Annotated in this window: 22 protein-coding genes; 16 read left to right on the top strand and 6 right to left on the bottom strand. The window is 57.4% G+C overall.

The genetic code is table 11. From position 1 onward, the window contains the following. Positions 1–42 precede the first annotated feature (42 nt). The 4 genes from hisJ (at position 43) to hisP (ending at position 3,090) form a co-directional block, all read left to right on the top strand. Positions 43–825 (top strand): histidine ABC transporter substrate-binding protein HisJ, encoded by a 783-nt coding sequence (gene hisJ, locus GRH90_RS21500; protein WP_162368013.1) that lies wholly within the window; start codon positions 43–45, stop codon positions 823–825. A 76-nt stretch (positions 826–901) separates the two neighbouring features. Next, complete coding sequence (locus GRH90_RS21495) at positions 902–1,588, top strand: histidine ABC transporter permease HisQ (RefSeq protein WP_162368012.1); 687 nt, start codon at positions 902–904, stop codon at positions 1,586–1,588. Beyond that, positions 1,585–2,292 carry an ABC transporter permease gene (locus tag GRH90_RS21490; RefSeq protein ID WP_162368011.1) on the top strand — a complete coding sequence of 236 codons (708 nt, stop codon included), beginning with the start codon at positions 1,585–1,587 and terminating at the stop codon, positions 2,290–2,292. Before GRH90_RS21495 ends, GRH90_RS21490 begins: the two co-directional genes overlap by 4 nt. Before the next feature lie 24 nt (positions 2,293–2,316). Next, positions 2,317–3,090, top strand: coding sequence for a histidine ABC transporter ATP-binding protein HisP (gene hisP, locus GRH90_RS21485; RefSeq protein WP_162368010.1), 774 nt, complete (start codon positions 2,317–2,319; stop codon positions 3,088–3,090). Positions 3,091–3,146: 56 nt separating this feature from the next. Here the strand turns inward: hisP and GRH90_RS21480 are convergent, their stop codons facing one another. Beyond that, complete coding sequence (locus GRH90_RS21480) at positions 3,147–4,049, bottom strand: TIGR01777 family oxidoreductase (RefSeq protein ID WP_162368009.1); 903 nt, start codon at positions 4,047–4,049, stop codon at positions 3,147–3,149. 187 nt (positions 4,050–4,236) lie between these two features. Next, positions 4,237–4,869, bottom strand: a complete 633-nt coding sequence (locus GRH90_RS21475) for a glutathione binding-like protein (RefSeq protein ID WP_162368008.1) — start codon at positions 4,867–4,869, stop codon at positions 4,237–4,239. 222 nt (positions 4,870–5,091) lie between these two features. Here GRH90_RS21475 and yfcE point away from each other — a divergent pair, with 222 nt between their 5' ends. Beyond that, complete coding sequence (gene yfcE, locus GRH90_RS21470) at positions 5,092–5,643, top strand: phosphodiesterase (protein ID WP_162368007.1); 552 nt, start codon at positions 5,092–5,094, stop codon at positions 5,641–5,643. Between the two features lie 91 nt (positions 5,644–5,734). After that, positions 5,735–6,307 (top strand): NUDIX hydrolase YfcD, encoded by a 573-nt coding sequence (gene yfcD, locus GRH90_RS21465; RefSeq protein WP_162368006.1) that lies wholly within the window; start codon positions 5,735–5,737, stop codon positions 6,305–6,307. Positions 6,308–6,512: 205 nt separating this feature from the next. Here yfcD and pta read toward each other — a convergent pair whose 3' ends face one another. Both pta and GRH90_RS21455 read right to left on the bottom strand, forming a co-directional pair. Beyond that, positions 6,513–8,663 carry a phosphate acetyltransferase gene (pta, locus tag GRH90_RS21460; protein ID WP_162368005.1) on the bottom strand — a complete coding sequence of 717 codons (2,151 nt, stop codon included), beginning with the start codon at positions 8,661–8,663 and terminating at the stop codon, positions 6,513–6,515. 80 nt (positions 8,664–8,743) lie between these two features. Then, complete coding sequence (locus GRH90_RS21455) at positions 8,744–9,946, bottom strand: acetate kinase (RefSeq protein ID WP_162368004.1); 1,203 nt, start codon at positions 9,944–9,946, stop codon at positions 8,744–8,746. Positions 9,947–10,320: 374 nt separating this feature from the next. Between GRH90_RS21455 and yfbV the strand changes: the two genes are divergently transcribed. From yfbV to GRH90_RS21435, 4 genes are all read left to right on the top strand, one after another. Next, the gene (yfbV, locus tag GRH90_RS21450; protein ID WP_162368003.1) at positions 10,321–10,776 is read left to right on the top strand and encodes a terminus macrodomain insulation protein YfbV; all 456 of its coding nucleotides are present in this window, start codon (positions 10,321–10,323) and stop codon (positions 10,774–10,776) included. A 268-nt stretch (positions 10,777–11,044) separates the two neighbouring features. Further along, positions 11,045–11,539 carry a YfbU family protein gene (locus GRH90_RS21445; protein ID WP_162368060.1) on the top strand — a complete coding sequence of 165 codons (495 nt, stop codon included), beginning with the start codon at positions 11,045–11,047 and terminating at the stop codon, positions 11,537–11,539. Between the two features lie 17 nt (positions 11,540–11,556). Then, entirely contained in the window at positions 11,557–12,222 is a 666-nt protein-coding gene (locus tag GRH90_RS21440) for a sugar phosphatase (protein ID WP_178113303.1), read from the top strand. A gap of 103 nt (positions 12,223–12,325) precedes the next feature. Then, a complete protein-coding gene (locus GRH90_RS21435; protein WP_162368001.1) occupies positions 12,326–14,158 on the top strand; it encodes an SLC13 family permease in 1,833 nt (610 codons plus the stop codon). A 115-nt stretch (positions 14,159–14,273) separates the two neighbouring features. On the opposite strand, the gene yfbR is transcribed toward GRH90_RS21435, so the two are convergent. Both yfbR and GRH90_RS21425 read right to left on the bottom strand, forming a co-directional pair. Beyond that, positions 14,274–14,873 (bottom strand): 5'-deoxynucleotidase, encoded by a 600-nt coding sequence (gene yfbR, locus GRH90_RS21430; protein ID WP_162368000.1) that lies wholly within the window; start codon positions 14,871–14,873, stop codon positions 14,274–14,276. A 101-nt stretch (positions 14,874–14,974) separates the two neighbouring features. Next, on the bottom strand, positions 14,975–16,189 hold the full coding sequence (locus GRH90_RS21425) for a pyridoxal phosphate-dependent aminotransferase (protein WP_162368059.1): 1,215 nt from the start codon (positions 16,187–16,189) through the stop codon (positions 14,975–14,977). A 1,035-nt stretch (positions 16,190–17,224) separates the two neighbouring features. On the opposite strand from GRH90_RS21425, the gene lrhA reads away from it, so the two are divergent. From lrhA to nuoF, 6 genes are all read left to right on the top strand, one after another. Beyond that, the gene (gene lrhA / locus GRH90_RS21420; protein ID WP_162367999.1) at positions 17,225–18,160 is read left to right on the top strand and encodes a transcriptional regulator LrhA; all 936 of its coding nucleotides are present in this window, start codon (positions 17,225–17,227) and stop codon (positions 18,158–18,160) included. A 671-nt stretch (positions 18,161–18,831) separates the two neighbouring features. After that, positions 18,832–19,269: an NADH-quinone oxidoreductase subunit A gene (locus tag GRH90_RS21415; protein WP_162367998.1), complete on the top strand. Its 438-nt coding sequence runs from the start codon at positions 18,832–18,834 to the stop codon at positions 19,267–19,269. A 15-nt stretch (positions 19,270–19,284) separates the two neighbouring features. Beyond that, positions 19,285–19,959, top strand: a complete 675-nt coding sequence (locus GRH90_RS21410; protein ID WP_162367997.1) for a NuoB/complex I 20 kDa subunit family protein — start codon at positions 19,285–19,287, stop codon at positions 19,957–19,959. 91 nt (positions 19,960–20,050) lie between these two features. Then, entirely contained in the window at positions 20,051–21,850 is a 1,800-nt protein-coding gene (nuoC, locus tag GRH90_RS21405) for an NADH-quinone oxidoreductase subunit C/D (protein ID WP_162367996.1), read from the top strand. A gap of 2 nt (positions 21,851–21,852) precedes the next feature. Further along, complete coding sequence (nuoE, locus tag GRH90_RS21400; protein ID WP_162367995.1) at positions 21,853–22,386, top strand: NADH-quinone oxidoreductase subunit NuoE; 534 nt, start codon at positions 21,853–21,855, stop codon at positions 22,384–22,386. Continuing rightward, a complete protein-coding gene (nuoF, locus tag GRH90_RS21395) occupies positions 22,383–23,732 on the top strand; it encodes an NADH-quinone oxidoreductase subunit NuoF (protein WP_162367994.1) in 1,350 nt (449 codons plus the stop codon). Before nuoE ends, nuoF begins: the two co-directional genes overlap by 4 nt. Positions 23,733–23,795: the final 63 nt, after the last annotated feature.

The following is a 23,795-nucleotide window of genomic DNA, read 5'->3' as shown; positions in this document are numbered from 1 at the left end:
CATCCAGGTATGCCTAATTAAAAATTATTCTGAGGGTAATGTATGAAAAAGCTGGTTAAAGTCCTTCCTCTGGTATTTGCACTGGCCGCTGCCGGCAGCGCGTATGCTGCGGTGCCCAAAAATATTAAAATCGGCACCGATCCCACCTATGCGCCGTTCGAATCGAAAAATGCCGGCGGCGAACTGGTCGGTTTTGATATCGACCTCGCCAAGGAGCTGTGCAAACGTATCCAGACCAAATGCACCTTTGTGGAAAGCGATTTCGACGCCCTGATCCCCTCGCTGAAAGCCAAAAAAATCGACGCCATCATCTCCTCGCTGTCCATTACGGAAAAACGCCAGCAGGAAATCGATTTTACCGACAAACTCTATGCCGCCAATGCCCGCCTGATCGCCAAGGCCGGCACGACCATTACCCCGACCCTGGACGCCCTGAAGGGTAAACGCGTCGGCGTATTGCAAGGCTCCACCCAAGAGGCTTATGCCAACGCCATGTGGGCGCCCAAGGGCATTGACGTGGTCGCCTACGCCAACCAGGACCTGATTTACGCCGATCTGGCCGCCGGTCGCGTCGACGCCGCGTTCCAGGACGAAGTAGCCGCCAGCGAAGGCTTCCTGAAACAGCCCGCCGGCAAGGGTTATGTCTTCGCCGGTCCGTCGGTAAAAGACGATAAATTCTTTGGCGTCGGCACCGGCATGGGCCTGCGTAAAGATGATGCCGATCTGAAGGCGGCGCTGAACAAGGCCTTTGCCGAGATGCGTAAAGACGGTACCTACGATAAATTTGCCAAGCAGTATTTTGATTTTGACGTGTACGGCGGTTAATCCTGTCATAAATGTGTTTGCCCGCGCCGCGCGCGGGCAAATAGTTGTTATCCTCCGCCAGGACAGGATATGATCGATGCTTTATGGTTATTCGCAACTCATCATTAACGGTGCCCTGGTTACGCTTGAGCTGGCGATTACGTCCGTGGCGCTCTCGGTAGTCATCGGCCTGATCGGCGCCGGCGCAAAACTTTCCCGTAGCCGTATCTTGGCGGGCGTATTCGAAGGCTATACCACGCTGATTCGCGGCGTGCCCGACCTGGTGCTGATGCTGCTGATTTTTTACGGCCTGCAGATCGCCCTCAACAGCCTGACCGAAGCCATCGGCATGGACCAAATCGATATCGACCCCATGGCGGCCGGTATCATCACCCTCGGTTTTATCTACGGCGCCTATTTTACCGAAACCTTTCGCGGCGCGTTCATGGCGGTGCCGCGCGGCCAGATTGAAGCGGCCACCGCGTTCGGTTTTTCCGGCAGCCAAATCTTTCGCCGCATTATGTTTCCGGCCATGATGCGTTTCGCGCTGCCCGGCATCGGCAATAACTGGCAGGTGATCCTCAAGGCCACCGCGCTGGTGTCGCTCCTGGGCCTGAACGACGTGGTCAAGGCCACCCAGCTGGCCGGCAAGGGTACCTACCAGCCTTTCTATTTCGCTATCGTGGCGGGGGTGGTCTACCTGGTTTTTACCACCGTTTCCAACGGGGCGCTGTTATGGCTGACCCGGCGTTATTCCATGGGTGTTAAGAAGGCCGAGTTATGATTGAGATCCTGCGTCAATATGGACCGGCTTTGCTCTGGAGCGACGGTTATCGTTTTACCGGACTGGCGATTACCCTGTGGCTGCTGATTTCATCGGTGGCCATCGGCGGGGTGCTGGCGGTGTTTATGGCGGTGGCGCGCGTGTCGCCTCTGCCCTGGCTGCGTTTCCCGGTCTGGCTGTTTACCTATATTTTTCGCGGCACGCCGCTTTATGTGCAACTGCTGGTGTTTTACTCCGGCATGTACAGCCTGGAAATCGTGCGCGGCACCGATATGCTTAACGCGTTTTTCCGCAGCGGCCTGAATTGCACCATCCTGGCGCTGACCCTTAACACCTGCGCCTATACCACCGAGATCTTCGCCGGCGCCATTCGCTCGGTGCCTCACGGCGAGATAGAGGCGGCGCGGGCTTATGGTTTTACCTGGTTTAAGCTGTATCGTTGCATCATCCTGCCGTCCGCGTTGCGTACCGCCATTCCGGCCTATAGCAACGAAGTGATCCTGATGTTGCATTCCACCGCCCTGGCCTTTACCGCCACGGTGCCCGACGTGCTGAAGATTGCGCGCGATATTAACGCGGCGACCTATCAGCCGTTTTATGCCTTCGGTATCGCGGCGGTGATTTACCTGATGATCTCTTTCGTGCTGATCGGGCTGTTCCGCCAGGCGGAAAAACGCTGGCTGCGTCATGTTAAACCGCAATAACCCCATTAGGTGCAGGATATAACTATGCAAGAAACCAAACTGATGATTAAGGAACTGCATAAGCGCTATGGCGATCAGGAGGTCCTGAAAGGGGTTTCCCTGGAAGCGCGCGCGGGGGATGTAATCAGCATTATCGGCTCGTCGGGGTCGGGTAAAAGTACGTTTTTACGCTGCATTAACTTTCTGGAAAAACCCAGCGAAGGTTCGATCAGCGTGAATAATATCGATATCCATATGGTGCGCGATCGAGACGGCCAGCTGAAAGTGTTTGATAAAAAACAGCTGCAGCTGTTGCGTACCCGTCTGACCATGGTGTTTCAGCACTTTAATCTGTGGAGCCATATGACGGTGCTGGAGAACGTGATGGAAGCGCCGGTGCAGGTGCTGGGTTTAAGCAAGGCCGAGGCGCGGGATCGGGCGGTGCGCTATCTGGACAAAGTGGGTATCGACGAGCGCGCGCGGGCTAAATATCCGATTAACCTTTCCGGCGGGCAGCAGCAGCGGGTGTCCATTGCGCGGGCGTTGGCGATGGAGCCGGATGTGCTGTTATTTGACGAGCCGACCTCGGCGCTGGATCCTGAGCTGGTGGGCGAGGTGCTGCGCATTATGCAAAAGCTGGCGGAAGAGGGGAAAACCATGGTGGTGGTAACGCATGAGATGGAATTTGCGCGGCATGTGTCCAATCATGTGATCTTCCTGCACCAGGGCGTGATCGAGGAAGAGGGAACGCCGGCCGATGTGTTCGGCAGCCCAAAAAGCGCGCGTTTGCAGCAGTTTTTATCCGGCGCCCTGAAATAGCATGCCCGGCGCGCGCTCCCTTAACCCGCCTGCTTCGGGGGCGGTGCCAGCGGGCCTTACTCGTCTTTGACGATGTCGGCCAGCGCTTCTTTCAGTTCCATATAGTGGAAGCTGAAGCCGGCCTCCTCCAGACGTTTGGGCACCGCCCGCTGGCCGCCCAGCATCAGCGTGGCGCCTTCGCCCATCATCAGCTTCACCGCCGCCGCCGGGGCGCGCATCAGCGCCGGGCGGCGCAGCGCTTCGCCCAGGGTCGCGGCAAACTGTTCATTATGCACCGGATAGGGCGCCACGAGATTAAACGGCCCGCGTAGTCCGTCGGTGTTCAGCAGGAAGATCAGCGCGTCCACCATATCGTCGATATGGATCCAGGACAGGAACTGGCGTCCGTTGCCCACCGGTCCGCCCAGCCCCAGTTTAAACAGCGGCAGCAGCTTGCCGAGCATGCCGCCGTCCGCCGCCAGCACCACGCCGGTGCGCGACAGGCAGACCCGGGTGCGGGGGCTTTGCGCGCTTAACGCCAGCTCTTCCCAGCGTTGGCAAAGCGTATGGGTGAACTCGGGAACCGGCGGTTCGTCCTCGGTGACCAGGATCTGGTCCTGGTTGCCGTAATAGCCCGTAGCCGAGCCCGAGATCAATACCCGTGGGGGATTGTCGCCCTCGCGGATAAGTTTGCTCAGGCGTTCGGTGACGTCCCAGCGGCTGCGGCAGAGGCGTTCCTTTTGTTCATCGGTCCAGCGTTTATCGGCAATGGGTTCGCCCGCCAGGTTGAACACCGCGTCGAACGCATCCAGGTTGGCGCAGGCGTCAAGCGTGGTCAGGGTGGTCACATGGGTGCCCAGTTTTTGCTGGGCGCGCTGCGGATCGCGGGTCAGTACCGTGATCTGGTGCGACAGCGTCAGCAGCCTGGCAATCAGGTGCCGACCGATAAGCCCGGTTCCGCCGGTAATCAAAATTTTCATAATGGCCCTCGCTTCCCGCAATGCGCACGATAATATAACGCTTTGATTACAAGCATAGGTCATTTTGCCGGGGAAATGGGTGAGCGGGGAGGGTCAATTGACAATAAATTGACAATTGACCATTAACACCAGCCTTCACCGGCGGCAGGGGCCGCCGCGTTCGTTCGCGCGAAGCGCGCCGGGCCGGTTAAGGCTTTTTCACGGCTAACTGGTAGGCGCGTTCTACCGCCGGGCGGGATTTTATCTTGTCAAACCAGCGCCGTACCGCAGGATAGACCGCCAGATCGATATGCTGGCGCTCATGGGAGACGACCCAAGGATAGGTGGCGATATCGGCGATGCTGAGGCGGTCGCCGGCGATATATTCACGGCCCGCCAGTTGCCTGTCCAGCACGCCGTACAGGCGCACGGTCTCAAGCTGGTAGCGTTCGATGGCATAGGGCACCGGCTTGGGCGCGAAATGGCTGAAATGGTGGTTTTGGCCCAGCATCGGGCCAAAGCCCGCCATCTGCCAGAATAGCCATTGCAGGGTAGCCTGGCGCTCGCGAAAATCCCTGCTGATAAGCTGGCCGGTTTTATCCGCCAGGTAGAGCAGGATGGCGCCGGACTCAAACAGGCTAAGCGGCGCGCCGCCGTCGGCCGGCTGCCGGTCGACGATCGCCGGTATTTTATTATTGGGCGAGATGGCGAGGAACGCCGGCGTAAACTGTTCGTTGGCGGAAATATTGATCGGGTGGATTTGATAAGGCAGGCCGGTTTCTTCAAGGAATATCGTGATTTTGTGGCCGTTGGGGGTAGGTGCGTAGTACAGATCGATCATAAAAGCTCCTTGTGGATGCGTAACCGCATGGTGACACTCTAGAACAAATACCGCGTGAGATCATCCGCCGATCGGCCCCGGCCAGCGGGCGCATATCGTCGATGGGGGCGCGACAGGCGCCGGCCGGACGGCCGGTGGCCGATATCCGCATCATAGCGCCGTTACCGGCGCCGGGAAGTTTGTTAAGCTTAAGAAAAAAATGATAAACCGGAGGATTATTCCATGAAACTGATGTTTGCCGCCGATATACACGGTTCACTTTCCGCCACCCGCCGGATGCTGGCCGCCTTTGACGCCAGCGGGGCGCCGTGGCTGGTGCTGTTGGGCGATCTGCTCTATCACGGACCGCGCAACGCCCTACCGGATGAATACCAGCCGGCGGCGGTGGCGGAGCTGCTGAACGGTTATGCCGACCGTATCATCGCGGTGCGCGGCAACTGCGATAGCGAGGTGGATCAGATGCTGCTGACGTTTCCCATCACCGCGCCATGGCAACAGGTCCTGCTCGAGGATGCCCGGCTGTTCGTCACCCATGGGCACCTGTTCAATCCCGAGAATCATCCGCCGCTGCGGCGCGGCGACGTGCTGGTCTACGGTCATACCCATATCCCGCAGGCCGGGCGGGTGGAGGATATCCTGTGCTTCAATCCCGGCTCGGCCAGCCTCCCCAAAGGCGGCTTTGCCGCCAGCTACGGCCTGCTGGATCGGAAAATATTACGGGTTGTGTCATTGGATACGGGCGAGACTATTGCGCAAGCGGCGATTAACAACTAAGTTATGACGGATCAGCTCGTGCAAATTTTTTTATTTTATTACAATTAAGGTGCGCGGCTCTCCCGCGTCTCATTAACAAGGGATTCGAAAGATGGTGGAACAGAGTCAGGCTGCTGGCGTGGAATGGGTTGACATCGTCAACGAAGAGAATGAAGTCATCGCCCAGGCCAGTCGCCAGCAGATGCGCGCTGAACGCCTCAGGCACCGTGCCAGCTACATCGTGGTGCACGACGGCATGGGTAACATCCTGGTGCAGCGCCGTACCGCCACCAAGGATTTCTACCCCGGCTATCTGGACGCCACCGCGGGCGGCGTGGTGCAAAGCGGCGAGAACATACTTGATTCCGCCCGTCGGGAAGCGGAGGAAGAGCTGGGCATCGCCGGCGTTCCGTTTGCCGAGCATGGGTTGTTCTACTTCGAAAACGCTTATTGCCGGGTATGGGGCGCGCTGTTCAGCTGCGTGACGCACGGTCCGTTTGCCCTGCAGGCAGCAGAGGTGGAGGCGGTCAAATGGCTGCGTCCGGAAGAGATCACCGCCCGCTGCGACGAATTCACCCCGGATTCGCTAAAGGCGCTCTCGCTGTGGATGAGCCGCAACAACCAGCAAAGCCACGGCAAACCCCTGGCCCCTTCCGCCCCGGAACAAAAAGCCGCCGAACAATAACCGCCGCCGCGCCTAACCCCATCGAGTTAAAGGGAGCGCGCGCGAATGGGGCCGAAGCGGCCATCTCTTGGCCGCCGGAGCGCCCCATCGCAGGCTAGGCCCGCAATCGCCCAATGTTAAACCCGCCGTGTCGACGCATATAAAAACGCCGGCTTGCTGAATTGCGCCGGCGTGGTATCGGTAACGCTATGACCGCCTCTCAGGCTTATTTAGCCGTTTCAGCCTGTTTGGACTGAATGGCGGTCAGGGCGATGGTATAGACGATATCGTCCACCAGCGCGCCGCGCGACAGGTCGTTGACCGGCTTGCGCATGCCCTGCAGCATCGGCCCGATGGAAATCAGGTCGGCCGAGCGCTGTACCGCTTTATACGTGGTGTTGCCGGTGTTCAGGTCGGGGAAGATGAACACGGTCGCCTTGCCGGCCACCGGCGAGTTAGGCGCCTTGGACAGCGCCACGTCGGCCATGATGGCGGCGTCGTACTGCAGCGGACCGTCAATCACCAGGTCGGGACGTTTTTCCTGCGCGATACGGGTGGCTTCGCGGACTTTTTCCACGTCGCTGCCGGCGCCGGACGTACCGGTGGAGTAGGAGATCATCGCCACGCGCGGGTCGATGCCGAAGGCCGCGGCGGAGTCGGCGGACTGAATGGCAATCTCGGCCAGCTGTTCGGCGGTCGGATCCGGGTTAATGGCGCAGTCGCCATACACCAGCACCTGTTCCGGCAGCAGCATAAAGAATACCGACGACACCAGAGAACTGCCCGGCGCGGTCTTGATCAGCTGCAGCGGCGGACGGATGGTATTGGCGGTGGTATGGACCGCGCCGGACACCAGCCCGTCCACTTCGCCCTGTTCCAGCATCAGGGTGCCCAGCACCACGTTATCTTCCAACTGCTCGCGGGCCACCACTTCGGTCATGCCCTTGCTCTTGCGCAGTTCCACCAGCCGGGCCACGTAACGTTCACGAGCCACTTCCGGGTCGATAATCTCGATGCCTTTACCCAATTCCACGCCCTGCACGGCGGCAACGCGATGAATCTCGTCCGGATTGCCCAACAGCACGCAATGGGCGATGCCGCGTTCGGCGCAGATGGCGGCCGCTTTCACGGTACGTGGCTCATCACCTTCCGGCATCACGATACGCTTGCCGGCCTGGCGCGCCAGTTCGGTCAATTGATAACGGAACGCCGGCGGCGACAGGCGACGCGAACGTTCGGAACTGGCGGTCAAGGACTCAATCCAGTTGTTGTCGATATGGCCGGCAACATAGTTCTGCAGTTTCTCCACCCGGCTATGGTCGTCGGCCGGCACTTCAAGGCTGAAGCTCTGCAGGTTGAGCGAGGTCTGCCAGGTATTGGTCGGCACGCGGAACATCGGCAGGCCGGTCTGGAAGGCGCGTTCGCACAGGCGTTGGATACGCTCGTCCACCTGGTAGCCGCCGGTCAGCAGGATGGCGCCCAGTTCAACGCCGTTCATGGCCGCCAGGCAGGCGGCTACCAGCACGTCGGGACGATCGGCCGAGGTTACCAGCAGCGAACCCGGACGGAAATGCTCCAGCATGTTCGGCAGGCTGCGTGCGCAAAAGGTCACCGAGCGAACGCGGCGGGTTTGGATCTCGCCTTCGTTGATGATGGTGGCGCCCAAATGCCTGGCCATGTCGATGGCGCGCACGGCAATCAGGTCAAAGCTCCACGGCACGCAGCCCAGGACCGGCAGCGGGCTGTTTTCGAACAGCTGCTTTGGATCGATATTGGTGATACTGGCCTTGGTTGAATCGTCAAAGATTTCCGACAGGTCGGGACGGGTGCGGCCCTGTTCGTCCACCGGCGCGTTCAGCTTATTGACGATAACGCCGATGATGCTTTTATTCTTGCTGCCGCCGAAGCTGGAACGGGCCAGCTCGATGCGTTCCTTCAACTGATCCGGCGAATCGTTGCCGAGCGACAGCACGAACACGATTTCCGCGTTCAGCGTCTTGGCGATTTCATAGTTCAGCGCGTTGGCGAACTGGTGTTTACGGGTAGGGACCAGGCCTTCCACCAATACCACTTCCGCGTCTTTGGTATTGTCGTGATAACGGGCGATGATCTCTTCCATCAGCACGTCTTGCTGGTTGGAGCCCAGCAGCGACTCCACATGGCTCATCCGCAGCGGTTCGGCGGATGGAATGTTGGAGTTGGCGCGAATGATATTGGTGGTGGCGTCAAGGCCGTCATCGCCGGCGCGGGGCTGCGCGATCGGCTTGAACACGCTCAGGCGCACGCCTTTTTGCTCCATGGCGCGAATGACACCCAGGCTGATGCTAGTCAGGCCGACGCTGGTGCCGGTTGGGATCAACATGATTGTACGGGACACGGCTAAACCTCTTTAAACGGTTGCTCGTTAGTCAAACAAGTGTTCCGCCGGAACCAGGCCGGCGGAACGGGGAGATAGCGTTACGCCGTCAGACGGGCGGCATCCTGGGCAATGACCAGTTCTTCGTTGGTGGTGATGACAATCGCCTTGCGGCTGGCGTCGGTGGTGATCACGCCGCTGTTGCCGAAACGGGCGGCTTCGTTGCGCTTCTGGTCGATTTCAAAGCCCAGCAGCGACAGTTTACCCAGGGTCAGTTCACGCACCTTGGCGGCGTTTTCACCGATGCCGCCGGTGAAGATCACCGCGTCCAGGCGACCGTCCATCAGGGCGGTATAGGAACCGATGTATTTCGCCAGGCGATGGCAGAATACGTCCATGGCGCGCTTGGCCTCAGGCTTGGTATCGTAGTTGTCGATAACCCAACGCATGTCGCTGGTTACGCCGGTCAGGCCCAACAGGCCGGATTCCTTGGTCAGCATTTTATCGATTTGTTCCACCGACATGCCCATGGCGTTATGCAGGAAGAAAATAATGGCGGGATCGAGATCGCCGCTGCGGGTGCCCATCACCAGGCCTTCCAGCGGGGTCAGGCCCATGGAGGTGTCGACGCTCTGGCCGTTGCGCACCGCGGTAACCGAACCGCCGTTGCCCAGGTGGCAGGTAATCAGGTTGACATCTTTCACCGGTTTATCAAGCATACGCGCCGCTTCATGGGTGACAAAATAGTGACTGGTGCCATGGGCGCCGTAACGGCGGATACGGTGCTCTTCATATAATGCATACGGCAGGGCGTAGAGGAACGACTCTTCCGGCATGGTCTGGTGGAAGGCGGTATCGAATACGGCGACGTTTTTATCGGCCAGTTTCGGGAACGCCTTCAGCGCTTCGTTGATGCCGATGATATGGGCCGGGTTGTGCAGCGGCGCAAACGGGATGGAGTCCTTGATGGCTTGCAATACATCGTCGGAGAGCAGGGCGGAGGCGGTATATTTTTCGCCAACGTTAACGACGCGATGGCCGATTGCGGTGAGTTGCGCTGATAATTCTGGTTTTTGAGCGAGAATTGTATTAACAATAAAGCTCAATGCTTCACTGTGCGCGGCGCCGTTTCCCAGCTCCGCTTCATGCTTGCCGCCGTCAATCTTCCATTTGATGCGCGCTTCCGGCAGGTTGAAACATTCTGCGAGGCCGGAGAGATGTTCTTCACCGCTGGCAGCATCGATTATGGCAAATTTAAGGGATGAACTGCCACAGTTAAGAACCAGTACTAGCTTACTCGACATGGAAGTACCTATTTGTTATGCATGGTTGTGCATGGTTAATAAATCATCAATCAGCTTTAAAGCGTAGCGCATTACGCCGTTGAGATTTATGATTAACATCATGCCAAAGTGCGTTTTATTTGACATGAAATCGAAAACTGTTGAAGTTAAACATTTTTTTTGAAACATGTGTTCGCTATCGCTCTTGACCGCCGGCGACGCTAAACGGAATCCTGCTGCCCAGGCTGCTGAAATTGTCCTAAGGGAGCGGCCGTGAGGCGGCAATAAGGATAACGATTGCCGGTAGTAAAGACAAAATATATTTAAAAGTTATACAATTTGATTGTGATTTTGCACAAAAATTTTAATTTTTATTCGTAAAGTTGAGGTCCGCTATGGCGACAATTCCTTCCGGTTCGGTAAGCTGGTACAAGATTTTCCAGCGCGGACAAGATTATATGAAAACCTGGCCGACCGAGAAACGCCTGGCGCCACTTTTTCCTGAAAACCGCATGATCACGGCCACCCGATTCGGCGTACGTTATATGCCGGCGGTGGCGGTATTTACCCTTACCTGGCAAATTGCCTTTGGCGGCCAGCTCGGCCCGGCGGTGGCCACCGCCATTTTTGCCTGCAGCCTGCCGATGCAGGGGCTTTGGTGGCTGGGCAAGCGCGCGGTGACCCCGTTGCCGCCGACGCTGCTGCATTGGTTCCACGAAGTCCGCCATCAGCTCAATGAGGCCGGCCAGGCGCTGGCGCCGGTGGAGGGCGCGCCGACCTACCAAATGCTGGCCGAGGTGCTTAAGCGCGCGTTTAAGCTGCTGGATAAAGCCTTCCTCGATGACTTATAAGCGACATGGCGCCTGCATGCTGCTGGCGTGGTATTGGCTTAGCGCCGGCATAGAGTCGGCATAGCACCGGCCTGGCGCTGAAATCGCCAGGCCGTTAATCCGGATGCCCGGCCGAACCCCGGCGGATGATATTTCGCCACCTGCTGTCTTAAATCAAAAAAGCGCCGGCTTCCGGTACCGCCATCGCAAGCATTATGCGATGCTACCGTCCAGGCTACCATAAGCGCGAACCAACCGGCGCAAACAGGCATAAATTCAGGAGTGGATGATGGAGATGACAAACGCCCAACGGTTAATTCTGTCCAACCAGTATAAAATGATGTCCATGCTGGATCCGGACAACGGCGAGCGTTACCGCCGTCAGCAAACCATCGTGGAACGCGGCTACGGTCTGCAGATGCGCGAGCTGGACCGCGATTTCGGCCAGATGAGCGAAGACGTTTGCCGCACGATTATCGATATTATGGAACTGCACCACGCGCTGCAGGTTTCCTGGTCGAACCTGAAGGAAAAACAGGATATCGACGAGCGGCGCCTGGCCTTTCTCGGTTTTGACGCCGCCACTGAAGCCCGCTACCTGGGTTACGTACGTTTTATGGTCTTTACCGAAGGACGTTATACCCATTTTGATTCCGGCAGCCACGGTTTCAACGCCCAGACCAAAATGTGGGATAAATATCTGCGAATGCTGGCCGTCTGGCAATCCTGCCCGCGCCAATATCATCTCAGCGCGGTGGAAATTACCCAAATTATCAATGCCTGACGGCTCAACCCGGAGATATGCCTGTGCTGTGTAAAGGTTTTTTGTTTGACCTTGATGGAACGTTAATTGATTCATTGCCGGTGGTGGAATTAGCCTGGGGAAATTGGGCCAGGCGGCGGGGAGTCCCCGTCGACGACGTTTATAGCTTTATCCACGGCAAACAGGCTATAACGTCTTTGCGCCATTTTATGCCGGGCGAAAGTGAAGAATGCATCCAGGCGGAATTTACCGCCCTGGAAAAATTTGAAGCGCAATGCATTGACGGCGTGACGGCGCTGCCCGGCGCGGTGGCGTTGTTAAACCGGTTAAACGAGCTGGACATTCCCTGGGCCATCGTCACCTCCGGATCGATGCCGGTGGCTTCCGCCCGCCTGCTGGCCGGCCGCCTGCCGAAACCGGCGGTGCTGGTTACCGCCGAACAGGTGGCCCGGGGCAAGCCGCAGCCTGACGCCTACCTGCTCGGCGCGGAAAAACTCGGTTTTGCGCCGCAAGACTGCATCGTGGTGGAAGACGCCATTGCCGGCATTCAGGCCGCCTTGGCGGCCGGTTGCCCGGTGATTGCGGTGAATCCGCCGCCGGAAACGCCGCAAAAAGACGCCATCGGCCTGCTGTTGACCTCCCTGGAGCAACTGTTGATTGAAAAAGACGGCGCGCGCGCGCGGGTCAGCCTGCGCACCGCCTGAAACGATAAACATAATCAAATAATTAATGATTTGGCCCCGTCATCGCGGGGCTTTTTTATGGCATGATTTGCCCCAGACTCCGCCTTTAATCCGGGAAACCGTTGTGAATAACGAACTCATCTGGGTGCTTGCCCTGCTGCTGATCGCTATCTTTTTATTTACCACCAATAAAGTGCGCATGGATGTGGTGGCGCTGCTGGTGATTATCGCTTTTGTCCTGAGCGGTACCCTGTCGCTGCCCGAGGCCACCGCAGGTTTCAGCGATCCCAACGTGTTGCTTATCGCCGCCATGTTTGTCATCGGCGAGGGATTGGTGCGCACCGGCATCGCCTACCAGGTCGGCGAATGGCTGATGCGGGTGGCGGGCAAAAGTGAAACCCGTATGCTGATCCTGCTGATGGTGACCGTCGCCGCCCTGGGCGCCATCATGAGTTCCACCGGCGTGGTGGCGATATTTATCCCGGTGGTGCTCAGCGTTTCCCAGCGCATGAAAACGTCCCCCGGCCGCATGATGATGCCGCTAAGTTTTGCCGCCCTGATAAGCGGCATGATGTCGCTGGTGGCAACGCCGCCCAATATGGTGGTCAACAGCGAGCTGGTGCGCGACGGCGTGGAAGGTTTTGGTTTTTTTGCCGTCACGCCGGTGGGCGTGGTGGTGCTCGCCATGGGCGTCGGATATATGCTGATAGCCCGTTACTGGCTGGGCGGCGGCGAAACCCACCATGAGCGGGAACAATGGAAGCGCCGGACCTTTCGCGATCTGATCCGTGATTACCGGCTGACCGGCCGCGCGCGGCGTCTGGCCTTGCGACCCGGCTCGCCGCTGATTGGCCAGCGCCTGGACGATCTGCGCCTGCGCGACCGTTACGGCGCCAACGTGGTCGGCATCGAGCGCTGGCGCAAGTTCCGCCGGGTGATGGTCAGCGCCGGCGGTAATACCGAACTGCGTGAACGCGATGTGTTGCTGATTGACATGACCGCGGCCGAAGTGGATCCGCGCCAGTTTTGCAGCGAGCAGCAACTGGAGCCGATGGTGCTGCGCGGCGAGTATTTCTCCGAACAGGCCAGGGACGTGGGCATGGCGGAGGTGAGCCTGATACCCGATTCCGAATTGGTGGGCAAGTCCCTGCGCCAGGCAGGCTTTCGCAGCCGCTACGGCGTTAACGTGGTGGGGATTCGCCGCAACGGCGAGGCGATGCAGGGCAAGCTGATTGACGAGGAGCTTAAGCTTGGGGACATCCTGCTGGTGATCGGCGACTGGAAGCTTATCCGCCAGCTGCAAATCAAGAAAAACAACTTTATCGCGCTGAACCTGCCCGCCGAGGTGGACGATGTGGCGCCGGCGGTCAGCCAGGCGCCCCACGCGCTGTTCTGCCTGGCGCTGATGGTGGCCATGATGCTGACGGAGGAGATCCCCAATCCCATCGCCGCCCTGGTTGCCTGCGTGCTGATGGGTAAATTCCGCTGTATCGATATGGAGAGCGCTTATCGCGCGATTCACTGGCCGAGCCTGATCCTGATCGTCGGCATGATGCCGTTTGCGCTGGCGCTGCAGAAAACAGGCGGGGTAGATCTGGTGGTGCGGCTGCTGATGGATATCTCGGGTGGGGCGGGGGCGCGCGTCATGCTGCTGAGCCTGTTCATCCTGTGCGCCGCCATCGGGCTGTTTATCTCCAATACCGCCACCGCGGTGCTGATGGCGCCGATTGCGGTCGCCGCCGCCAATGAGATGGGGGTATCGCCGTACCCGTTCGCCATGATCATCGCCATCGCCGCGTCCTCGGCCTTTATGACCCCGGTGTCGTCGCCGGTCAATACGTTGGTGCTCGGTCCCGGCGGCTACAAGTTCGGCGATTTTGTCCGCATCGGCGTGCCCTTTACCCTGCTGGTCATGGTGGTGAGCGTACTGCTGGTGCCGGTGCTTTATCCGTTTTGACATCACGTTGTACGGTGGCCAAACCGTTCCGGCCCTGGATGTCGGCGTCAGGCGGTTTTCAGCCGTCGGGCGGTGTAGAAGCCGGGCCGGAATGTCCCCAGCGCGGCGAGCGGGGTTACAGCGGTGTGTCCTGGCTTATCTCGTCCAGCGACAGGCTGAAGCTTGGCACGAACACCGTCATAAAGTAATCCATTTCCGGACTGCGGCGCTGTTCCAGGGTTTTTTCCAGCCGCGCCATCGCCATGGTAAATTCGTTATTGCCCGCCGAGATCTCCTCCAGGCATTTCAGGTAGGCGCACAGGGTATCCGCCTGTTTAACCACCGCTTTCTCCGCCGGCAGGTAATGTTCCTCGTCCAGCAGGGTCCGGTAATCTTCCCGCAGTTCCTCGGGCAGCATGGAAATCAGCTTTTGCTGGGCGATTTTCTCGATATTTTTATACTCATGGGCCATCTGCGCATTAAAATATTTTATCGGCGTCGGCATATCGCCGGTCAGCACTTCGCTGGTGTCGTGGTACATCGCCAGCAGCGCGATGCGTTCGGGGTTCAGGACGCCGCCAAACTTACGGTTGTTGATGACCGCCAGGGCATGGGCGACAAACGCCACCTGCAGGCTGTGCTCGGAGACGTTTTCGGTGCGGACGTTGCGCATCAGCGGCCAGCGGTTGATCAGTTTCAAACGGGAGAGATGGGCGAAAAAGTGGCTTTGGATCATGATGCGCTCTTACGGCAGGTGAACAAGGGATCTATTGTGCGCACTGCCGCCGGATTATGCAAATCCGCCGGAACCGGTCAGGCCGGCCCGGCCGGTCGCGGCTACTGATGATACTTTTGCAGGAAACGGCCAAACTTGCCGATGGCGGCTTCCAGCACGTCCACGTGCGGCAGCGTCACGATGCGCAGGTGATCCGGCCACGGCCAGTTAAAGGCGCTGCCCTGGACCAGCAACACTTTTTCCTGCAGCAGCAGATCGAGCACCAGCTTCTGATCGTCCAGGATATTAAAGCGCCTGGCGTCGATACGCGGGAACATATACAGCGCGCCGCTGGGTTTAACGCAGGATACGCCGGGGATATCATTAATCAGCTCCCAGGCGCGGTTACGCTGTTCGTACAGCCGCCCGCCCGGCGCGATGAATTCGCTGATGCTCTGGTAGCCGCCGAGCGCGGTCTGGATGGCGTGCTGCATCGGCACGTTGGCGCACAGGCGCATCGAGGCCAGCATTTCCAGCCCCTCAATATACCCCTTGGCGTGTTTTTTCGGACCGTTGAGCACCATCCAGCCCTGGCGAAAGCCGGCGACGCGGTAGGTCTTCGACAGGCCGTTAAACGTCACGGTCAGCAGGTCCGGCGCCAGCGCGGCGATAGAGTGGTGCTCCGCCGCGTCGTACAGGATCTTGTCGTAGATTTCGTCGGAAAAGATAATCAGGTTGTGCTGCCGGGCGATCTCCACCAATTCCAGCAGCATCTCCCTGCTGTAGACCGCGCCGGTGGGATTATTGGGATTGATAATCACCAGGCCCCGGGTGCGCGGGGTGATTTTACTGCGGATATCATCCAGGTCCGGGAACCAGCCGGCCTCTTCATCGCACAGGTAATGCACGGCGTTGCCGCCGGACAGGGATACCGACGCCGTCCACAGCGGGTAATCCGGCGCCGGGATCAGCATTTCGTCGCCGGTGTTCAGCAGCGCCTGCATTGACTGCTGGATAAGCTCCGAGACGCCGTTGCCGATGAACACGTCCTCGACGGTAAGATCCAGCATATTGCGCGCCTGGTAGTGCTGCACAATCGCCTTACGCGCCGAATAGAGGCCTTTTGAATCGCAATAGCCCTGTGAGGTGGGCAGGTTGCGGATAACATCCACCAGGACCTCTTCCGGCGCTTCAAAGCCGAACGGAGCCGGGTTGCCGATATTCAGCTTGAGGACTTTATTGCCCTCTTCCTCCAGGCGCTTTGCTTCTTTCAGCACCGGGCCACGAATGTCATAACAAACATTTTCCAGTTTGCTGGATTTTTCTACAGGTGCGATCACGATATTACGCCTTATAACGGTAAAACGTATTCCGACCATGGAATGACGCATTCCGCATAATGTACTCTTCTGGCCTGAACTTTTGAAGGATAACGGCGAGGTTCGCCGCGAATGTCGGGGCTAAAAATAAGGAATAGTGGAAAATTTATTTTTCGGCTTAATTTTTAGATTAAAACACTATGATAACACCCACATGCGCTGATTATCGCAATCCAAATCCATCAGATGGTAGTTAATTTGCGATTTTTTGAGTATTTTTTATACTACTTGCCACCGATAAAGGTTACTCTGCGTAATCAGGCATGGCGATCTTATGGTTGCCGGCCTGATGAAAAGGCCCGGCAGGGGAGCGCATTATATCGCCAACAAACAAGGGCGGCGGGGCGCGGGGCGAATAAAGGCGATTTCCAGGAGACGCATCACACTTTTCACCAGGATAAAGTATTGCTACTTCATCGGCTTGTGAGCGTTTTTCCATAGGAAAATAAAGGTCACATTTTGGTGCTTACAAATTATTGTTGTTTCGTTTATGGTAGCTATTTATGGTATACATTTATGCACCTGTACTTTTCCAAAGAGATTTATTTTGATCGTATAAACAATAGTTAAGAGAAATTTATGTTAATTATGGCGCTTGAGATAAAAAAATAGGACTTAACCGCTAATATTCAACATTCTTTTAAATACGAAGGTCGGATTTAATTAATTACATTTAAGTTTTGGTATGTTGTTCAAACCTTCTTTGATTTACTTTCAGCGCTATGCAAATGATATCATTATGAAATTTAGCGTTTTACCCAGGATGAGAGCTGAATTTCGACAACCGGGGCTACCTTTTATATATGTGAGAGCTTTGCTTGATGAGTGCGAAGTCCCCCAAAGATTAAAGCATGTACCAGTTAACATAACGACCTAAGCATCGTCGTTATGGTGTGAAGGGGATATGCTCATAACAGTTTTAGCTTGGAAATGATTTTTTTGAAACGCCAGGGTAGTAGTGTGTAATTAGAATACAAAAGTGAAGACAATATTATGACCAATGCAAATCGTCCAGTGCTCAATCTTGATCTTGATTTATTGAGAACGTTTGTTGCCGTCGCTGATCTCAACACCTTTGCGGCCGCAGCAGCATCAGTATGTCGAACACAGTCGGCTGTCAGCCAGCAAATGCAACGATTAGAACAGCTTGTTGGAAAAGAGTTGTTTGCCCGTCACGGTCGCAACAAGTTGTTGACCGAGCATGGGATACAGTTGCTCGGCTATGCCAGGAAGATTTTACTTTACAACGATGAGGCTTGCACCTCGCTGATGTACAGTAATATTCAGGGCGTACTGACTATTGGCGCCTCCGACGACACCGCCGACTCAATTCTTCCTTACTTACTCAGCCGGGTAACGCGGATCTATCCCAAACTGGCGATTGACGTCAATGTCAAACGCAGCCCGTTGATGCAGGAAATGCTGACCAACGGCGAGGTGGATCTGGCCATTACCACGTTGACCAGCACCAATCATCCCTACGTCACGCTGCGTTCGTCACCGACGTTATGGTACTGCTCGTCTGATTATCGGTTTATCCAGGGGGAAGTGATTCCGCTGGTGGTATCCGATGAACCCAGTCCGTTCCGCACCATGGCCATCGAACAACTGCAGGCTGCCGGGATATCCTGGCGTATCGCCTACACCGCTTCCACGCTCGCGGCGGTGCGCGCCGCGGTGAAGGCGGGACTGGGCATTACCGTCAGGGCGGTGGAGATGATGAGCCCGGATCTGCGGGTGCTGGGGCAAAACGAAGGTTTACCGACGTTGCCCGACACCCAATACGTGCTCTGCAAGCATCCCCAATGCGAGAATGAATTGGCCATGGCTATCTTTAGCGCCGTGCAGACCGGTAATGACTCCTATAGCCGTGACGTATCCCGTCCGGTAAAAGGCGAGGGAGAAAGTTACACGGTCAGCGATGAGTAAATAAGTTGATGTTAATAATAAGCCCCTGAATATAGGGGCTTATTTTTTTATAAGATATAATTAATATGGTAATGACGTATTTTTCGGCCCTGATCGGCTAAATGGCGTATTTACTCGTCTTTTCCCCTTGCCGCGGCATTTTCCCGTGCCCGCCGGTTCCCGCCGTGTTACTTGTTTATTTCTTATACATGTCAATTAAATCAAAACACTGTTTCTGGTAAGAAATTTGGCTAATGGCGCACAGAATGTGCATCTTTTATTCCGATTAGTTGCGAAATTGTGCCCTGGATCAAATTTTGCCCTTACCGATTGCGCGGAATAACGTGATTTTGCCTGAAAATGGTATAGTTACCTGCGGGCAATCACGGTGTCATATAACGGACCTATGTTATTCCTGTGTTGCCGGATATCATCACTGACTCGATTAAGCGGTAAGTGGGCGCATCAAATGTTAATTAGATATTACATGTGTAAATTACTATGAAGTTTCTTTTGTCCAAGTTGACAAAAGGTTATGTAAAGGAGTAAAAACCCCACACAATGGCTGTGTATGCCGATGGCAACAGCTCGGTGCGGTTTTTTCCAACTCCTTCCCATAAATCGATGTGGTGAGTCAAACTGCCGTTGACGAAGAGCAGGCTGCAAAATGCCACTTTTGATGAGCAAAGAAAATGTCGATAACCACTGAAGTTACCGCCCATTATTGGGCGTTCGCCGTATTCCTCGCCGGTGCCGTCGGCCTGTGCTGCTTTATGCTGCTAGGCGGTTTTCTTCTGGGCGGGCGGGCCCACAGCCGCTCAAAAAACGTCCCGTTCGAATCCGGTATCGATCCGGTGGGAACGGCCAGACTACGGCTTTCATCCAAATTTTACCTGGTTGCCATGTTTTTCGTCATTTTCGACGTGGAAGCCCTTTATTTATACGCCTGGTCGGTGTCCATCCGCGAAGTCGGCTGGATCGGCTTTTTCGAAGCAGCCATTTTCATTATCGTGTTGTTGGCGGGCCTGGTGTACCTGGTGCGCGTCGGCGCGCTGGATTGGACGCCCGAGCGTTCCCAGCGCCTGCGCCGCGCTGGCCCGGTCGCCGAAAACCAACGTCATCAGCAGTAACAGCGAGGCATAACAATGGACTACACCCTCACCCGTGTTGAGCCGGACGGTGAGAATGACCGTTACCCCCTGCAAAAACAGGAGATCGTCGCCGATCCCCTGGACGGGCACGTTAACCGCAGCGTTTTTCTGGGCACGCTGGAAAACGCGTTGCACAACGCGGTGAACTGGGGACGGGGCAACTCTTTATGGCCGTATAACTTTGGCCTCTCCTGTTGCTACGTCGAAATGACCACGTCCTTTACCGCGGTGCACGATGTGGCGCGCTTCGGATCGGAAGTTATCCGCGCCTCACCGCGCCAGGCGGATTTCATGGTGATTGCGGGCACGCCCTTCACCAAAATGGCCCCGGTCATCCAACGTCTCTACGATCAAATGCTCGAGCCGAAATGGGTTATCTCCATGGGCGCCTGCGCCAACTCCGGCGGCATGTACGATATCTATTCCGTGGTGCAGGGCGTGGACAAGTTCCTGCCGGTCGATGTCTATATTCCCGGTTGCCCGCCGCGCCCCGAGGCGTACATCCAGGCGCTGCTGCTGTTGAAGGAATCCATCGGCAAGGAACGGCGTCCGCTCTCCTGGGTGATGGGCGATCAGGGTGTTTATCGCGCCAATATGCAGTCGGAGCGCGAACGTAAACAGGGCGAGCGCATCGCGGTAACCAACCTGCGGTCTCCCGACGAGATATGACGCGCGCGGCGATGTGGCGGTTGTCGTCCATAATCAAATAACGCGCACAGTGGCATGACGCCGGCACAGCATTAATTTGGTGAAGAAAACTATGACAGAGTTAATGACGCAAAATCTCGCCCAGCCGGCCTGGCAAACCCGGGATCACCTTGATGACCCGGTTATTGGCGAATTGCGCGATCGTTTTGGCGCCGGGGCGTTCACCGTCCAGCCTACCCGCACCGGCATTCCGGTGGTGTGGGTGAAACGCGAGCAAATCCTCGAGGTACTGACGTTCTTAAAAAAACTGCCGAAGCCTTATGTAATGCTCTACGACCTGCACGGCGTGGACGAGCGTCTGCGCACCCATCGGCAGGGGTTGCCCGCCGCCGACTTTACCGTGTTCTACCACCTGATCTCCATCGACAGGAACCGGGATATCATGCTGAAGGTGGCGCTTATGGAAACCGACTTCCATTTGCCCACCGTGACCAGGCTTTTCCCCAACGCCAACTGGTATGAGCGCGAGACCTGGGAAATGTTCGGCATGAGCTTCGACGGCCACCCGCACCTGACCCGCATCATGATGCCGCAAAGCTGGCAGGGACATCCGCTGCGCAAAGACTATCCGGCGCGCGCCACCGAATTCGATCCTTACATGCTGACCAAGCAAAAAGAGGATCTGGAAATGGAAGGGTTGACCTTCAAGCCGGAAGACTGGGGCATGAAGCGCGGCCGCGAAAACGAAGATTTCATGTTCCTCAACCTCGGGCCGAACCATCCGTCGGCGCACGGGGCCTTCCGTATCATTTTGCAGCTGGACGGCGAAGAGATCGTCGACTGCGTGCCGGATATCGGTTATCACCATCGCGGCGCGGAAAAAATGGGCGAGCGCCAGTCGTGGCACAGCTACATTCCCTACACCGACCGGGTGGAATACCTCGGCGGCTGCGTCAATGAAATGCCTTATGTACTGGCGGTGGAAAAACTGGCCGGCATCGTGGTGCCTGAGCGGGTAGAGGTGATTCGCGTCATGCTCTCCGAGCTGTTCCGCATCAACAGCCACCTGCTGTATATCAGTACCTATATCCAGGACGTCGGCGGCATGACCCCGGTATTCCTGGCGTTTACCGACCGGCAAAAAATTTATGACGTGGTGGAAGCCATTACCGGCTTTCGTATGCATCCGGCGTGGTTCCGCATCGGCGGCGTGGCGCACGATCTGCCGCGCGGCTGGGACGGCCTGCTGCGCGACTTCCTGAACTGGCTGCCCAAACGCCTGGACTCTTATGTCAAGGCGGCGTTGCGCAACAGCGTGCTGCGCGGTCGCGCCGAGGGTGTCGCCGCGTACGGCGCCCAGGAAGCGCTGGACTGGGGCGTGACCGGCGCGGCGCTGCGCGCCACCGGCATCTCGTTCGACGTGCGTAAATGGCGTCCGTACTCCGGTTATGACAAGTTTGATTTTGAAGTGCCGGTCGGCGACGGCGTCAGCGATTGCTATAGCCGCGTGATGCTCAAGGTCGAGGAGATGCGCCAGAGCCTGCGCATCCTGGAGCAGTGCCTGAATAATATGCCGGAAGGGCCGTTCAAGGCCGATCATCCGCTGACCACGCCGCCGCCGAAAGAGCGCACGTTGCAGCATATCGAAACCCTGATTACCCACTTCCTCCAGGTCTCCTGGGGACCGGTAATGCCGGCCAACGAATCGTTCCAGATGATCGAGGCCACCAAGGGGATCAACAGTTATTACCTGACCAGCGATGGCAGCACCATGAGCTACCGGACCCGCATCCGCACCCCGAGTTTCCCGCATTTGCAGCAGATCCCCTCGGTGATACGCGGCAGCCTGGTATCCGATCTCATCGTCTATCTGGGCAGTATCGATTTTGTTATGTCAGATGTGGACCGCTAATTATGCATGAACATAAAGATACGCATGGGCACGACGCCGCGACCGGCCGGCAGGACGACACCGCCGCCTTTGTGCTGAGCACCCTGGAGCGCGAAGCCATCGAGCATGAAAAGCATCATTACGAAGATGCCCGCGCCGTTTCGATAGAAGCGCTGAAAATCGTGCAAAAGCAGCGCGGCTGGGTGCCGGACGGCGCCATCGCCGCCATTGCCGAGGTATTGGGCATCCCTGGCAGCGATGTGGAAGGCGTGGCTACGTTCTACAGCTCGATTTACCGCCAGCCGGTCGGACGCCATATCATCAAGTATTGCGACAGCGTGGTGTGCCATATCACCGGTTACCAGGGCATCCAGGCCGCCCTGGAGCAAACGCTGCATATCAAGCCGGGACAGACCACCGAGGACGGGCGCTTTACCCTGCTGCCCACCTGTTGCCTGGGCAACTGCGACAAGGGGCCGACCATGATGATCGATGACGATACCCACGTTCATCTGACGCCGGAAGGTATCGGTCCGCTACTGGAGCAGTATCGATGATTAAGCAGATTGTACGCACCGCCGAAATGCATCCGTTGACCTGGCGCCTGCGCGACGACGGCCAGCCGGTATGGCTCGACGACTATCGCGCCAAGAGCGGCTACGCCGGCGCGGAAAAAGCGCTCAGGGGCATGGCCCAGGACGAGATTGTTAACCTGGTCAAGGATTCCGGCCTGAAAGGGCGGGGCGGGGCGGGCTTTTCCACCGGCCTGAAGTGGAGCCTGATGCCCAAGGATCCGTCCATGGACATCCGTTACCTGCTGTGCAACGCGGATGAAATGGAGCCCGGCACCTATAAAGACCGCCTGTTGATGGAGCAACTGCCCCATCTGCTGGTGGAAGGCATGCTGATTGCCGCCTTTGCCCTGAAGGCCTATCGCGGTTATATCTTCCTGCGCGGCGAATACATCGAGGCGGCGGAGAACCTGCGCCGCGCCATCGCCGAGGCCACCGAGGCCGGCTACCTGGGCAAGAATATCCTGGGCACCGGTTTTGATTTCGAGCTGATGGTGCATACCGGCGCGGGGCGTTATATCTGCGGCGAAGAAACGGCGCTGATCAACTCTCTCGAAGGCCGCCGCGCCAATCCGCGTTCCAAGCCGCCGTTCCCGGCCACCGCCGGCGCCTGGGGCAAACCGACCTGCGTCAACAACGTCGAAACCCTGTGCAACGTCCCGGCCATCCTTGAACACGGCGTGGACTGGTACCAGGGCATTACGGCGGGCAAAAGCAACGATACCGGCACCAAGCTGATGGGTTTCTCCGGACGGGTGAAACATCCGGGCCTGTGGGAACTGCCGTTTGGCGTCACCGCGCGCGAGATCCTGGAGGATTACGCCGGCGGCATGCGCGACGGCCTGACGCTCAAGGCCTGGCAGCCGGGCGGCGCGGGCACCGACTTCCTGACCGGCGATCACCTTGACCTGCCGATGGACTTCGAGAATATCGGCAAGGCCGGCAGTCGCCTTGGCACGGCGCTGGCCATGGCGGTGGATAATGAAATCAATATGGTTTCATTGACGCGCAACCTGGAAGAGTTTTTCTCACGCGAGTCTTGCGGCTGGTGCACGCCCTGCCGCGACGGCCTGCCCTGGAGCGTGAAACTGCTGCGCGCCATCGAAAACGGCGAAGGGCAGCCGGGTGATATCGAAACGCTGGAACAGCTTTGCCGCTTCCTCGGCCCGGGCAAGACCTTTTGTGCCCATGCGCCGGGCGCCGTCGAGCCGCTGCAAAGCGCCATTAAATATTTCCGGGAAGAATTTGAAGCGGGAATTGCAACGCAGCATATCGGTAATACCCGCACTATTGCCGGTATCCAGCCAAACTTGCTGAAAGCGCGTTGGTAACCCTGCATCCGCCCGGCCCATCGCGCGGCCGGACGGATGTTATGCACCCGAGACGCATTTTGA

Origin of the sequence: Acerihabitans arboris (genome assembly GCF_010131535.1) — a bacterium.
Classification (GTDB): Bacteria; Pseudomonadota; Gammaproteobacteria; order Enterobacterales; family Enterobacteriaceae; genus Acerihabitans; species Acerihabitans arboris.
Note: the sequence above shows the minus strand (reverse complement) of the source record. Positions and strands in the feature narration are given on the sequence as shown.

Excerpts from the sequence above, each read along its gene's own strand:
- GRH90_RS21440 (WP_178113303.1), top strand. The coding sequence starts at position 11,557 with ATGCCTGTGCTGTGTAAAGGTTTTTTGTTTGACCTTGATGGAACGTTA.
- GRH90_RS21415 (WP_162367998.1), top strand. The coding sequence starts at position 18,832 with ATGTCGATAACCACTGAAGTTACCGCCCATTATTGGGCGTTCGCCGTA.
- hisJ (WP_162368013.1), top strand. The coding sequence starts at position 43 with ATGAAAAAGCTGGTTAAAGTCCTTCCTCTGGTATTTGCACTGGCCGCT.
- yfbR (WP_162368000.1), bottom strand. The coding sequence starts at position 14,873 with ATGATCCAAAGCCACTTTTTCGCCCATCTCTCCCGTTTGAAACTGATC.
- yfbV (WP_162368003.1), top strand. The coding sequence starts at position 10,321 with ATGGCGACAATTCCTTCCGGTTCGGTAAGCTGGTACAAGATTTTCCAG.
- GRH90_RS21480 (WP_162368009.1), bottom strand. The coding sequence starts at position 4,049 with ATGAAAATTTTGATTACCGGCGGAACCGGGCTTATCGGTCGGCACCTG.
- yfcD (WP_162368006.1), top strand. The coding sequence starts at position 5,735 with ATGGTGGAACAGAGTCAGGCTGCTGGCGTGGAATGGGTTGACATCGTC.
- GRH90_RS21410 (WP_162367997.1), top strand. The coding sequence starts at position 19,285 with ATGGACTACACCCTCACCCGTGTTGAGCCGGACGGTGAGAATGACCGT.
- nuoE (WP_162367995.1), top strand. The coding sequence starts at position 21,853 with ATGCATGAACATAAAGATACGCATGGGCACGACGCCGCGACCGGCCGG.
- GRH90_RS21445 (WP_162368060.1), top strand. The coding sequence starts at position 11,045 with ATGGAGATGACAAACGCCCAACGGTTAATTCTGTCCAACCAGTATAAA.
- yfcE (WP_162368007.1), top strand. The coding sequence starts at position 5,092 with ATGAAACTGATGTTTGCCGCCGATATACACGGTTCACTTTCCGCCACC.
- GRH90_RS21455 (WP_162368004.1), bottom strand. The coding sequence starts at position 9,946 with ATGTCGAGTAAGCTAGTACTGGTTCTTAACTGTGGCAGTTCATCCCTT.
- nuoF (WP_162367994.1), top strand. The coding sequence starts at position 22,383 with ATGATTAAGCAGATTGTACGCACCGCCGAAATGCATCCGTTGACCTGG.
- GRH90_RS21495 (WP_162368012.1), top strand. The coding sequence starts at position 902 with ATGCTTTATGGTTATTCGCAACTCATCATTAACGGTGCCCTGGTTACG.
- GRH90_RS21490 (WP_162368011.1), top strand. The coding sequence starts at position 1,585 with ATGATTGAGATCCTGCGTCAATATGGACCGGCTTTGCTCTGGAGCGAC.
- nuoC (WP_162367996.1), top strand. The coding sequence starts at position 20,051 with ATGACAGAGTTAATGACGCAAAATCTCGCCCAGCCGGCCTGGCAAACC.
- hisP (WP_162368010.1), top strand. The coding sequence starts at position 2,317 with ATGCAAGAAACCAAACTGATGATTAAGGAACTGCATAAGCGCTATGGC.
- lrhA (WP_162367999.1), top strand. The coding sequence starts at position 17,225 with ATGACCAATGCAAATCGTCCAGTGCTCAATCTTGATCTTGATTTATTG.
- GRH90_RS21475 (WP_162368008.1), bottom strand. The coding sequence starts at position 4,869 with ATGATCGATCTGTACTACGCACCTACCCCCAACGGCCACAAAATCACG.